The organism is Pseudomonas akapageensis, assembly GCF_011355085.1.
Taxonomy (GTDB): Bacteria; Pseudomonadota; Gammaproteobacteria; order Pseudomonadales; family Pseudomonadaceae; genus Aquipseudomonas; species Aquipseudomonas akapageensis.
The window spans coordinates 60,182-72,749 of the sequence record NZ_VXCP01000008.1 but is presented as its reverse complement, the minus strand read 5'-3'; the positions used below and the strand labels follow the sequence as shown (position 1 = coordinate 72,749).

The following is a 12,568-nucleotide window of genomic DNA, read 5'->3' as shown; positions in this document are numbered from 1 at the left end:
ACTTCGGTTAACTCTTTGATTCTCAAGGAGTTTTCCGTTTCGTCTGCGCCGGAAGTGGGGCGAATTATAGAGAGATCCACAGGGCCGTCAAGGGTTAATTCCGCGGATCTGCGATTTGCCGCCAAAACGCCGATTTAAACGGGTCGATGACTCACACGAAAGAAAGTTGCGCACTATATTGCTCATTCGCCAATGCTTGCGCATCATAGGTAGCAGCAGACATCCCAACCATTCTGTTCTCCTCCATATATAGGGACAAGTATCCGCAATGAGCGACCAACCGCGCAGTCTGGCATCGACGCTATTCCCTATCGGATTGTTGCTCATTGCAATGGCATCGATTCAATCAGGGGCGTCGCTGGCCAAAAGCATGTTCCCGATCATCGGTGCTCAGGGGACGACCACCCTGCGCCTGATTCTTGCCAGTGTCATCATGGCCCTGCTGCTCAAGCCCTGGCGCGCCAAATTGAATGCCCAGTCACTGCGCACGGTGGTGGTCTACGGTATGGCCCTGGGCGGCATGAACTTCCTCTTCTATATGTCGCTGCGCAGCGTACCCCTTGGTATTGCCGTGGCACTCGAATTCACCGGCCCTTTGGCGGTCGCTATCTATGCCTCGCGCCGCGCTATCGATTTTCTCTGGATAGGCCTCGCCGTCATCGGCCTGTTGCTGCTGATTCCCGTAGGCCAGACCCAGAGCGGAATCGACCTGTTGGGCGGTGCCTATGCCCTGGCTGCCGGCGCGTGCTGGGCCGTCTATATTCTGTTCGGTCAGAAGGCCGGCGCCGATAATGGCATTCAGACCGCTGCGCTTGGCGTGATAGTCGCTGCACTATTCGTTGCCCCCATCGGTATCGCCCATGCCGGCAGCGCCCTGTTGACGCCCGCACTGATTCCCATCGCGATCGGCGTGGCCATCCTTTCCACCGCCCTGCCCTACAGCCTCGAGATGGTCGCACTGACCCGAATGCCCGCCCGCACCTTCAGCACGCTCATGAGTATCGAACCCGCGTTTGGCGCCCTCTCCGGCCTGCTGTTCCTGCATGAAGTGCTGTCGGTGGCGCAATGGCTGGCGATCGTCTCGATCATTACCGCCTCGGTCGGCGCCACCATGACGATGCGCCGCGAACGCCCTTCGCTGGTCACGGCAGACTGATTGAGAACGGTTACTTTTGACTGAGGTATGGTATTTCTGCCTCAATTAAGCCATGTTTATCCTCTAACCTGGCGCCAAACTTGAAGTTTTAAATTGTCTGACACGGACGTCGATGAGCATCAGCCGGTATCAAAGAGAACCAGACCCGGGTAGCCGGGCACGTATTAAGGACAGGAATGAAACCAATTTTTATCATCCTGGCCGTGTTGGCCCTTGCCGGTTGCGCAGCCACTGCCAAGACCGAGGTCAAGCATGGCAGGAAGGGGCTGCACCTCAACTGTTCGGGCCTGTCCTCTTCCTGGGACAAGTGCTACAACAAAGCTGCTGAACTCTGCGGCGAGAAGGGCTACAAGGTGCTCGCCAAGTCCGGTGACAACGTCGAGGATCCGGGCGATTACCCGTTTGGACTCAATCCGGCCGGCTACACCAGTCGCAGCATGATCGTGATCTGCAAGTAGACCGCTGAATCCTTCCATATTCATGGCAGCTTTCAAGTTGCCGCCCTCCTCACTCATGGCTATGGTTCGCTGAGAAGACTGTCGTTCCAGCAAGTCGACCCGAGCGAGCCGACACATGACCAAGACCGTGGAGTTTTATTTCGATGTGGGCAGCCCTGCCAGTTACCTGGCCCATACGCAGCTGCCGACACTGTGCGCACAAACCGGTAGCCAGCTGATTTACCGGCCGATGCTGCTCGGTGGCGTGTTCAAGGCCACCGGCAATGCGTCGCCCAACAGCATTCCCGCCAAAGGCGCCTATATGACCCACGACCTGCAGCGCTACGCCAGGCGCTATCAGGTCACGCTGAACTTCAACCCGTACTTCCCGATCAACACGCTGCATTTGATGCGTGCCATCACTGGCGTACAAATGCGCCAGCCAGAACGTTTCCAGGAGCTGGTCGACGTCGTGTTCACGGCTCTGTGGGTCGATGAGCTGGATCTGGGCAATCCGCAGGTGCTGACCAGACTGCTGGCCGACAAAGGCTTCGAAGCCCATGAAATATTCGCCCTGACCCAGGACGAAAAGGTCAAGGACCAGCTCAAGCACAGCACAGAGCTTGCCATCGAGCGCGGCGTCTTCGGCGCGCCCAGCATGTTCGTGGATAACGAGCTGTTCTTCGGCCAGGACCGCCTTGAGTTCGTTCGCGAAGCCCTGAACCAGAAGTGAAGCATTGGCGCCATCAGCGATGGCGCCAGTCTCCGTCAGATAGCCGTAGCACGGTCCTGCAGCCATTGCAGTGGCGCCCCGGTCACCAGCGGGCCAATGCGCTCACGCACCTGTTGGTGATAGGCATTGAGCCAGGCACGCTCATCTGCGGTCAGCAATTCGAGCGCCAGGCAGCGGGTGTCGATCGGGCACAAGGTCAGCGTCTCGAACTCGAGGAAATCGCCAAACTCGCTTTTGCCCGCCTCACGGTTCAACACCAGGTTTTCGATACGCACGCCCCACTTGCCGGGTCGATAGGTGCCGGGCTCGATGGAGGTGATCATGCCGGCTTGCATGGCGGTCTGCGGTGTGGTCGCCGCTTGATAGGCGATCACTTGCGGCCCTTCATGGACATTCATGAAATAGCCCACGCCATGGCCGGTACCGTGGCCATAATCGACACTTTCGGCCCAGAGCGGCGCCCGGGCGATGGCGTCCAGCAGCGGTGAAAGGATGCCACGCGGGAAGCGTGCGCGAGACAAGGCGATCATCCCCTTGAGTACACGGGTGCAATCGCGCTTCTGATCAGCGCTCGGTGTACCGATCGCCACCATGCGGGTGATATCGGTGGTGCCGCCCAGATATTGGCCACCCGAATCGATCAGCAGCAGGCCATCGCCTTCGATACGCGCATGGGACTCCTCGGTTGCCCGGTAATGCGGCATCGCGCCATTGGCATTGAACGCAGCGATGGTGGCAAAGCTCAGGGAAACGTACCCCGGTCGGCGCTCACGCGCTGCACTCAGGTGTGTGTCGATATCCACTTCGGTAAGGGTTTGCTGCCCCTGCACCGACTCCAGCCAGGCGAAGAATTCGCACAGGGCTGCACCGTCCTGCTCCATGGCCTGACGGATATGAACAGCATCGGCCTCGCTCTTGCGGGACTTGAACAAGGTACTTGGGTTCAGCCCCTCGAGCAGCTTGACCTCGGCACTCACATTATCGAGCAGGCCGCAGGTGACCCGCGCCGGATCCACCAGCAGGGATGCACCAACCGGCAAGGCAGCCAGGGCTGCCTGCGCCTGGTCGTAGCCCTGCAGGTTGACGCCATCCTTTTCCAGCGCCTGGCGCAACGCAGCGTCTACCTTGCTCGGCGCGACGAACAAGGTGGCCTGATGCTGACCGATCAAGGCGAAGGAAACGAACACGGGGTTGTACGAAACATCACTGCCGCGCAGATTGAACAGCCAGGCGATGTCATCGAGGGTGGCGAGGAAATGCCAGTCGGCGCCTCGCTCCTTGAGGTTCTGCCGCAGCTGGGCCAGCTTGTCGGGCCGGCTCAGCGTCGCATGGGGTGGCAAGTGCTGGTAGACCGGATTGTCCGGCAATACCGGGCGGTCTTCCCAGATGTGCGCCAGCAGGTCGATATCAGTGCGCAGGCGGACCTTGCGGGCCTGGAGCTTCTCGCCCAACTGGCGCGCCGACGCCACGGCCATGACGGCGCCATCCACCGCTACCACACCGCCCTCCGGCGCCTGTTCGGCCAGCCATTCGAGCGGGCCGGGATTACCCGGCAGCAGCTTCATCAGTCCGATGGTACTGCCTGCAAGCTCCTTTTCGGCCTGTTCCCAATAACGGCTGTCGGCCCACAAGCCGGCAAAGTCCCGGGTAACGATCAGGGTACCGACCGAGCCATGGAAACCGGAAAGCCACTGCCGCCCTTGCCAGTAACCCGGCAGGTATTCGGAGAGATGCGGGTCGGCCGAAGGGACCAGCAAGGCGTCGACGCCTTCGCGACTCATCACTTCGCGGATACGCGCCAGGCGCGCGGTGACCGTTCCCTGGGTTGAAGACTGCATGCTCATTGTGACTCCTGCTACCACGGTAAATTATGGGCAGATAATGGCGCAGCACTCACTCGCGAGCAACTGCCCAGAATGCTGGCGCGCAAACGTTGTCTTTTATGGCCTGCGCCGCGCGCTCTATATCCTGCCCGGTAGTGTAGCGCCCCAGGCTCAGACGAATGGTTTGCCGGGCTGACTCGGCGTCGTGCCCCAGAGCCAACAGTACATGGGAAGCGGCCGTGCTGGCCGAGTTGCAGGCCGAGGTCGAGGAAAAAGCCAGGACCTGGGCCAGTGCCTGCCGGTTGAAGTCCGCGCTGGCGAAGGTCAGGCTCAAGGTATGGGGAATGCGCTGGTCCCGACAACCATTCAACCGCAGTTGCGGGATCTGGACCAGATGCGCCAGCAGCTGCTGTTGCAGGCCGCGGATGCGCGTGGTTTCTTCCTCGAACACTTCGCCGGCCAGGGCGAAGGCCGCCCCCATGGCCGCGATCTGATGGGTGGCCAGGGTTCCCGAACGCAGGCCACTTTCATGCCCGCCGCCATGGATCTGCGCATGCAGCTGCCCACGGGCGCGAGGACCGACGTACAAGGCACCGATGCCTTTGGGTCCGTAAACCTTGTGCGCGGAAAAGGACATCAGGTCGACCGGCCAACTGGCCAGTTCGATCGCGACCTTGCCCACCGCCTGGGCGGCATCCACATGCAGCAAGGCGCCGTGGTGGCGGACCTGCTCGCCGATGCCGACCACGTCATTGAGCGTACCCAATTCGTTGTTGACCAGCATCAGGGAGACCAGAAAAGTATCGTCCTGCAAGGCTGCCTTGACTGCCTGCGGGGTGATCAGGCCTTGGGCATCCGGGGCCAGGTAGGTCACGCTGAAACCGGCGTGCTCCAGTTGCCCGACCGTATCGAGCACGGCCTTGTGTTCGATACGGCTGGTGATGATATGACCACCCTGCCCGGCTCGACTTTGGGCAATCCCCTTGAGCGCCAGGTTGTTCGACTCGGTGGCGCCGGAGGTCCAGACGATCTGCTCGGCATCCGCTGCGACCAGGCCTGCCACCTGCCGCCGCGCCAGCTCCACCGAGTGCCTCGCCTGTTGTCCATACACATGCGAGTTCGAGGCAGGATTGCCGAAGTTGCCGGCCTTGCCCAGGCACTTGACCATGACTTCGATGACTCGCTCGTCAACGGGTGTCGTGGCGGCGTAGTCGAAATACAGGGGGAGATTGTTCATGGCAATAGACTCTCTGGGCGGCACTGTCTTTGGAAGCAGAGATTTCCGAAATATGTATCGGCTTTTTACTCCGGCGTACCTCAGCCATCATGCACGAGCGCACATAGATCCTTTAATTATCAATAATGATATTGTTATTCCAATTTCAGTATAACTGCAGTTCTCCATTCATCAGCCGCACTGAACTTCCACCTCGGCTCGTCTTTCACAACCTGTGTGTGGCTCATTTCCACGGAGCCCATGATTACCCACAGGAGATCTCGCCATGCCTGCCGGTAGTAAAGCCAAATATAGCGACAAACAGAAACGCCAGGCCGCCCATATCGAAGCGAGCTACGAGGAAAAAGGTGTTTCCAGGGAAACTGCTGAAGCACGGGCTTGGGCCACCGTGAATAAACAGTCCGGTGGCGGCGAAAAATCCGGCTCAGGTCGCAAGACCAGCCCGGCGGCCAAATCCCGGGCCCGTCATGACTCAGCCAAGCGCGCAGTGGCCACCCGCGAGGGTAAACCCCGCTCTTCCGCATCTTCGCTGGGCACTCAAAGCAAGGAGGCACTCATGAAAGAGGCCAGGACCAAAGGCATCACCGGTCGCTCGAAAATGCGCAAGCAGGAGCTGATCGAGGCCCTGCAAAAAGCCTCTTGAACCGGACCCGAGGAATTCCCCTATGCCCCGTATCGATAAAGCCAAGGCCGGTGTGGTTCTGCTCGACGCGCGCGACCCGACGCCGCCACACGAACGTGCCGTACATCGCAATCTCGCTGCACGCCTGGCCAAGCTGCTGGGTACGCAAGTGGTCGATGAGGACGACAGCGCCACAGCCCCCGGAAAGATGTATTACCTGCCGACCGACACATTGATCAATCCGGAGCACTATCGCACCCTGGGCATCGAGTCGGAGGACGACTTCTTCGGCGGCATGGTCAGCCATCCCTATATGGCGACCAAGGCCATTTCCCATCCGCTGCCTGCCGGCGCGACCGCTACCGAAGGCTGGACCGATGAGTTCGCCATCCAGGCCGCCGGTGCCCTGCTGCGCGGCTATACCGTGTTCAGCCTGGCTGACGCACGAATGGCGGCCGATCTGCTGCTCATCGACGGCCCGCTGCGGCTCAAACTGGTTCGCGCGACCGCGGGCCGAGGGCAATTCGTGATCGCCAATCACAATGAACTCGACGCCATTCTCAGCCAATTGGACGAAGAAGAAATCTCGCTCTGGGGTCTGGTGCTGGAGGAGAACCTCACCGACGTGCAAACCTTCAGCGTGGGTCAGGTCACCGTTGCCGGGATCACGGCCAGCTATTACGGCACCCAGCAGTTGACCCGGGACCACGACGGCGAATCGGTTTACGGCGGCTCCGACCTGGTCGTGGTGCGCGGCGATTACGACCAACTGCTGCAATTGCAACTCGACGAGGAAATCCGCCTGGCTGTCACCCAGGCCCGGCTGTACGAACAGGCGGCCTACCAGGCCTTTCACGGTTTTGTCGCCTCGCGGCGCAATTACGACGTGGCGCGCGGCCTGGACCGGCGAGGCAAGGCCCGCAGCGGCGTGCTCGAACAATCCTGGCGTATCGGTGGCGCCAGCAGTGCCGAGGTGCTGGCGCTGGAAGCCTTCGCCGCCGACCCATCGTTGCAACGCGTCCGCGCCTCGACCCATGAAGTCTTTGGTGATGTCGAGCTACCGGAAGACGCCACACTCTTCTATCAGGGGGATGACAGTGAAGTCGGAAGAATCAGCAAATTCGCCCGAGTGCGGGCCTATGACCATCCATAGCGAACCGATCGACATCCAGGTCGATGACGAACTCATCGCCGGTACGCTTCTCAGCCCGAGCCCGAAGGTCCCGGGCATTTTATTCGTGCACGGCTGGGGTGGCAGCCAGCAGCGCGACCTGGCCCGCGCCAAGAACATCACGGGCCTGGGTTGCGTGTGCCTGACCTTTGACCTGCGCGGCCACGAGAAAACCCAGAGCCAGAAGCAAAGCGTGACCCGCGAACAGAACCTCAACGACCTGATCGCCGCCTACGACAAACTGGTCACCCACCCGGCCGTTGATACCTCGGCCATCGCCGTGATCGGCAGCAGTTACGGTGGCTATCTGGCGACCATCCTCACCCGCCTGCGCCCGGTCAAATGGCTGGCACTGCGCGTTCCCGCACTGTATTGGGACGATGAGTGGAACCTGCCCAAGCAGGACCTGAACCGGCAGAGACTGGTGAGTTATCGCCAATCGGCGCTGAGCCCGGCCGACAATCGTGCGCTGGCTGCCTGTGCCGAATTCGTCGGGGACGTGCTGCTGGTGGAGTCGGAAAAAGACGATTATGTCCCCCATGCCACCTTGATGAGCTATCGCTCGGCGTTCGTCAGCGCCCACTCGCTGACCCATCGGATTGTCGATGGCGCCGATCACGGCCTTTCAACCGACAGCACCCAGAAGGCCTACAGCTCTATCCTGACGGCCTGGATCAGCGAGATGGTGATCGGTGCACGGCTGGAAAAATACCCGCATCACTCGCCCTGGTATTCCTTGGGCTGATCACCCTTGTCGATCGCGGCTTGCCTGCGCGCGCTGGGCATTCACCGGGCCCATGCCGTCAAAGCCGAAACCCTGAGGCTGTTCGCGCTGTAATTGAGCCTTGAGCCGTTGGTAATCGTCGAAGGACAAACCGCGACGGTTCAGGGTCTCCAACGCCAGCTCATGGGCTTCCTCGGCGGTGTAGGGCCGCGACTCCGGCCCGGGTGCCGTGGCACAACCGGCCAGGACGGTCACGGCAATCAGCAGTGCAGTATTGAGGATGCGGTTCATGAAAGCCCCCCCGTGCTCTCGAGCTTGATTTTCAAGCGGTTGAACAAAGGCTACAGGGCCCTTCTTTTGCGAAAAAATCATCCTGCTCGATAGTGTTTATTGCCTTTATCAAAACACTTTATGGCCATCAATATTCCATAACGAAATAATAATATTTTTTATAAGTATTTTGCGGAATATACGAGCCACCCGTATAACGAGCGCCGAAACCAATGAACTGTTGACCAGGCCTTGGACCAGGGCCCGGCGTTGAGAGATACCGATGCAACTACTGACCCTTCCCCCCTCGCCGGCCCTGGCGACTTCGATCCGCGCCACCGCCCAGGTGTTCGAAGACCCGAAATCCCGGGCGCTGCTCGCGCACCTGGAAAAGATCGCGCCGAGCCAGGCCAGTGTCCTGATCATCGGCGAAACGGGCACCGGCAAGGAACTGGTCGCCCGCCACATCCACAACCTCAGCGCTCGCCGCAACCGGCCGTTCGTGGCGGTGAACTGAGGCGCATTTTCGGAGTCGCTGGTGGAGGCCGAGTTGTTCGGCCATGAAAAAGGCGCCTTCACCGGTGCCTTGAGCGCCAAGGCCGGCTGGTTCGAAGAAGCCAATGGCGGGACCTTGTTTCTGGATGAGATCGGCGACCTGCCGATGCCGATCCAGGTCAAGCTGTTGCGGGTACTGCAAGAGCGCGAAGTGGTTCGCCTGGGGTCACGCAAGAGCATCCCCATCGATGTCCGGGTGCTGGCGGCCACCAACGTGCAGCTGGAGAAAGCCATCAATGCCGGGCATTTTCGCGAAGACCTCTACTACCGCCTCGGCGTGGTCAGCCTGGAACTGAACCCCCTGCGCGAGCGTCCCGGCGACATCCTGCCACTGACTCGGCACTTCATCGATGCCTACAGCCAGCGCCTGGGTCATGGCACCGTGACCCTCAGCCCGCAGGCCGAGGCCAAACTCAAGGCGTACAGCTGGCCGGGCAATATCCGCGAGCTGGAAAACGTCATCCACCACACCCTGCTGATCTGCCGCATCGGGGTGATTCAGTGCGAAGACTTGCGCCTGTCGAACTTGCGCATCGAGCGCCAGGACGAAGTGGCTGAAACCGACTGCTCGGCACAGGCCCTGCTTGATCGCGCCTTCGAAAAACTGTTCGAAGAGCATGCCGGTGCCTTGCACGAGAAGGTCGAGGATGCGCTGTTGCGTGCGGCCTATCGCTTCAGCCATTACAACCAGGTGCACACCGCCAATCTGTTGGGGTTGAGCCGTAATGTCACCCGCACCCGCCTGATCAGGATCGGTGAGTTGGCGGTAAACAAGCGTCGTCCGGGTGAGTCCATTGCCCAGGATGGTGTGTTGCAGTTGTCGATCTGAAGAGCCCCCCTCGTTCCCACGCTCCGCGTGGGAATGCAGAGTCAGTCGCTCCAGCGTCGCGACGCAGGAGCGTCAGGGGAGGCATTCCCACGCGGAGCGTGGGAACGAGGCGTTCACAAGCCTAATCAAAACCCCGGCGCAATCTGCCCCTTGTAACGGGTCAGGATAAACTGCCGAACCTCATCCGAATTCAACGCCTTGGCCAGTTTCTGGATGCCCGGGTCATTGATGTTGTCCGGCCGGACCACCAGGAATTCCACGTACAGGTCCTTGCCCTTCTCCACGATCAGGGCACTGTTGGTGTCGATCCCGGCTTCCAGCGCATAGTTGGCGAACACGAACGCCAGGTCGACCTGGCTCACCGAACGCGCCAGCAAGGCACCTTCAAGCTCGCGAATCTTCAAGTGCCTGGGGTTCTCGGCGATATCGCGCTGGGTCGCCAGGGTGTTGCTCGGGTCCTTGAGTTTGATCAACCCGGCATCGTGCAACAGTACCAACGCCCGCCCGGTATTGACCGGGTCGTTGGGGATCGACACCGAAGCACCATCCTTCAGTTCGGCAATGCTCTTGATCCGGGTCGAGTAGGCGCCGAACGGTTCGATATGCACGCCGACCACAGGTACCAGGTCAGTGTGACGGGTCTTGTTGTAGTCATCCAGGAATGGCCGGTACTGGTAATAGTTGGCGTCGAGATTCTTCTGCGCCAGTTGCTGATTGGGCTGGATGAAGTCGGAGAAGACCTTGATGTCCAGGTCCACCCCCTCCTTTGCCAGCTCCGGTTTGACGAACTCGAGAATCTCCGCGTGGGGGACCGGGGTTGCGCCCACGATCAGTTTTTCATTGGCGTGGGCGTACATCGACACCACGGCTGCCAGAATGGCCAGGGCCTTTTTCATGTGTTGCTCCTCATTGGGGTGGCCGTCGTGGGGTGGACGTTGGGCCTGGTTTTTTTGGATTAAAGATTCAACGTCGGTTGTAGCGTGCCACCAACCTATCGCCGCTGACTTGCAGGGCCTGTACCAGGAGCAACAGCAGCACCACAGTGACCACCATCACGTCAGTCTGAAAGCGCTGGTAGCCAAAGCGGATGGCCAGGTCGCCAAGCCCGCCGCCACCGATGACACCGGCCATGGCGGTGTAGTCAACCAGGACGATGGCCGTGACAGTCACGGCGGCGATCAACCCGCCGCGCGCTTCAGGCAGCAGCGTATGGTGGATGATCTGCCAGGTATTGGCGCCCATGGCCTGGGTCGCTTCGACTACGCCGCGATCGACTTCGCGCAAGGCGGTTTCCACCAACCGGGCAAAGAACGGCGTGCAGCCGACCACCAGTGGTGGAATGGTGCCCGGCACGCCCAGGGTGGTGCCCATCAGCAGCGTGGTCACGGGAATCAGCACGATCAGCAGGATGATGAAAGGCAACGAACGCAGCATGTTGACCAGCACCGACAGCCATGGATAAAGCCCCGCGGCTTCATGCAGCTGTCGCTTGCCGGTCAAAAAAAGCAGGACGCCCAGCGGCAGCCCGAGCAGGACCGTAAACGCCAATGCCATGCCCAACATGCTCAAGGTATCGAGGCAGGCCTGGGCGATGTCAGCCCAATAGATATGTGCAAACCAGTCAGCCATGGCGCGCTCCTCAGTTCCAGTCGTGGCGCGGCGGCTTGACGCCGTTGAGCAGCCAATTGCCGATCAGGTGATACTTCCAGCGCACCGGGTCGTGCAGGGTATGCACCCGTGCGTTGCGCCAGTGCCGGTCGAAGTTGTGCTTGCGCAAGGTCGAGCGGGTTCCGCCCAGTTCGAACAGCTTGTTGCTGGCCTCGATGGCGATTTCGGTGGTCAGCACCTTGGCCCTGGCAACAGCGACGGAGGCCAGAGCGACGCTGTCTGCGTCAGGGGCCGGACGCGCGGCGTCCAGGGCCTTGCCGGCTCTCTCGAGCAAGGCATTGGCCGCTTCGAGTCGAATTTCCAGTGCACCGACTTGAATGATGGTCAGCGGGTCCTCGCTAGCCTTGTCGACACCGGCATCGATCCACGGCCGGGCCTGCTCGCGAACGAAGGCGATGGTGTCGCGCAACGCGGCCCGAGCAATACCGGCATCGATGGCAGCCGTCGTCAACTGGGCAAAGGGGCCGGCCAGGGTCGGGCGTTCATAGGAACGGTAGGTTGGGAACACATTGAATGCCGGAACCTGCAGGTCGCTCGCCAACACCGTGCCGCTGGAAGTGGTGCGCTGGCCCATGCTGTCCCAGTCGTCGATCACCTCAAGCCCTGGGGTGCCCCTGCGCACGAACGCCAATTGGCCCTTGTGTTCGTCATCGAGCGCCAATACCGCCAGCCAGTGGGCATACAGGGAACCGGTGCAGTAGCCCTTGCGGCCATTGATGCGATAGCCATCGCCATCGCGGCGGATGGTCGCCTGCAGATCCTGTACGGTCTTGCCACCGGTTTCCGACAGCGCATTGGCAAAACGATGCCCTTGCAAGGCCAGGCCAAAGAAGTACGCCTGCTGTTCGGGAGTACCCTGCAGGCGGATGTCTTCGAGCAGGCAGTAATGGTTCTGCGGGATCTGCCCCAGAGAGGGATCGGCCGCCGAAATGATCACAATGACCTCGGCCAGAACAGCATAGGAAACCTGCGCGCCACCGTAATCACGGGGGACACTGATGCCCCACAGGCCGCTATTGGAATACAGGTCGACGATCTCGACCGGCACCTGGCGGGTGCGGTCGCGTTCGGTATCCTGCTGCAGGAGAACGGCGGCAACGCGATGGGCAACGGCCAGCGCCTCGGCTTCGCTTTCGATGATGTGGGCGGCGGGTTGATGGATCGGATACTGACTCGACTCGGACATGTCCAGGCCTCTTTGTGGATGTGCCTGGTATAGAGCAGGGACTGTGCCAACGTGCTGGAGGGCTTGTGGCGTGGGGCTTTGGTGGGTTTTTGACGACCCACTCAGGTGTCATTTGGATGAGCGATTTGCTGGACTGCTGTTGCGTGGTGAACAGTGC

12 protein-coding genes and 1 pseudogene are annotated in these 12,568 nt (G+C 60.6%); 7 read left to right on the top strand and 6 right to left on the bottom strand.

Going from position 1 to position 12,568, the window contains the following annotated elements; all coding sequences use genetic code 11:
- The first annotated feature begins 268 nt into the window (after positions 1-268).
- The 3 genes from rhtA to F2S13_RS06330 all read left to right on the top strand — a co-directional run bounded on the left by rhtA (position 269) and on the right by F2S13_RS06330 (position 2,326).
- Positions 269-1,156: a threonine/homoserine exporter RhtA gene (gene rhtA, locus F2S13_RS06340; protein WP_166359624.1), complete on the top strand. Its 888-nt coding sequence runs from the start codon at positions 269-271 to the stop codon at positions 1,154-1,156.
- A 176-nt stretch (positions 1,157-1,332) separates the two neighbouring features.
- Positions 1,333-1,614, top strand: a complete 282-nt coding sequence (locus F2S13_RS06335; RefSeq protein WP_166359623.1) for a lipoprotein — start codon at positions 1,333-1,335, stop codon at positions 1,612-1,614.
- Between the two features lie 115 nt (positions 1,615-1,729).
- The gene (locus F2S13_RS06330) at positions 1,730-2,326 is read left to right on the top strand and encodes a 2-hydroxychromene-2-carboxylate isomerase (protein WP_166359622.1); all 597 of its coding nucleotides are present in this window, start codon (positions 1,730-1,732) and stop codon (positions 2,324-2,326) included.
- A gap of 35 nt (positions 2,327-2,361) precedes the next feature.
- On the opposite strand, the gene F2S13_RS06325 is transcribed toward F2S13_RS06330, so the two are convergent.
- Together F2S13_RS06325 and F2S13_RS06320 are read right to left on the bottom strand one after the other, a co-directional pair.
- Positions 2,362-4,170, bottom strand: coding sequence for an aminopeptidase P family protein (locus F2S13_RS06325; RefSeq protein WP_166359621.1), 1,809 nt, complete (start codon positions 4,168-4,170; stop codon positions 2,362-2,364).
- A 49-nt stretch (positions 4,171-4,219) separates the two neighbouring features.
- On the bottom strand, positions 4,220-5,386 hold the full coding sequence (locus tag F2S13_RS06320) for an aminotransferase class V-fold PLP-dependent enzyme (RefSeq protein ID WP_166359620.1): 1,167 nt from the start codon (positions 5,384-5,386) through the stop codon (positions 4,220-4,222).
- A gap of 265 nt (positions 5,387-5,651) precedes the next feature.
- Here F2S13_RS06320 and F2S13_RS06315 point away from each other — a divergent pair, with 265 nt between their 5' ends.
- Genes F2S13_RS06315 through F2S13_RS06305 form a run of 3 tightly spaced genes read left to right on the top strand, consistent with a single transcriptional unit; the run spans position 5,652 to position 7,924 of the window.
- Positions 5,652-6,029 (top strand): Rho termination factor N-terminal domain-containing protein, encoded by a 378-nt coding sequence (locus F2S13_RS06315; RefSeq protein WP_166359619.1) that lies wholly within the window; start codon positions 5,652-5,654, stop codon positions 6,027-6,029.
- Positions 6,030-6,051: 22 nt separating this feature from the next.
- Complete coding sequence (locus F2S13_RS06310; RefSeq protein ID WP_166359618.1) at positions 6,052-7,161, top strand: DUF3182 family protein; 1,110 nt, start codon at positions 6,052-6,054, stop codon at positions 7,159-7,161.
- Positions 7,148-7,924, top strand: a complete 777-nt coding sequence (locus F2S13_RS06305) for an alpha/beta hydrolase family protein (RefSeq protein WP_166359617.1) — start codon at positions 7,148-7,150, stop codon at positions 7,922-7,924. Before F2S13_RS06310 ends, F2S13_RS06305 begins: the two co-directional genes overlap by 14 nt.
- Here the strand turns inward: F2S13_RS06305 and F2S13_RS06300 are convergent, their stop codons facing one another.
- Positions 7,925-8,194 (bottom strand): hypothetical protein, encoded by a 270-nt coding sequence (locus F2S13_RS06300; RefSeq protein ID WP_166359616.1) that lies wholly within the window; start codon positions 8,192-8,194, stop codon positions 7,925-7,927.
- A 262-nt stretch (positions 8,195-8,456) separates the two neighbouring features.
- Between F2S13_RS06300 and F2S13_RS06295 the strand changes: the two are divergent.
- Positions 8,457-9,557 (top strand): annotated as a pseudogene (locus F2S13_RS06295) (sigma-54 interaction domain-containing protein).
- Between the two features lie 125 nt (positions 9,558-9,682).
- On the opposite strand, the gene F2S13_RS06290 reads toward F2S13_RS06295, so the two are convergent.
- The 3 genes from F2S13_RS06290 to F2S13_RS06280 form a co-directional block, all read right to left on the bottom strand.
- Positions 9,683-10,453 (bottom strand): MetQ/NlpA family ABC transporter substrate-binding protein, encoded by a 771-nt coding sequence (locus tag F2S13_RS06290; RefSeq protein ID WP_166359615.1) that lies wholly within the window; start codon positions 10,451-10,453, stop codon positions 9,683-9,685.
- Positions 10,454-10,520: 67 nt separating this feature from the next.
- On the bottom strand, positions 10,521-11,186 hold the full coding sequence (locus F2S13_RS06285; RefSeq protein ID WP_166359614.1) for a methionine ABC transporter permease: 666 nt from the start codon (positions 11,184-11,186) through the stop codon (positions 10,521-10,523).
- Positions 11,187-11,196: 10 nt separating this feature from the next.
- Positions 11,197-12,411 carry an SfnB family sulfur acquisition oxidoreductase gene (locus F2S13_RS06280; protein ID WP_166359613.1) on the bottom strand — a complete coding sequence of 405 codons (1,215 nt, stop codon included), beginning with the start codon at positions 12,409-12,411 and terminating at the stop codon, positions 11,197-11,199.
- Positions 12,412-12,568 lie beyond the last annotated feature (157 nt).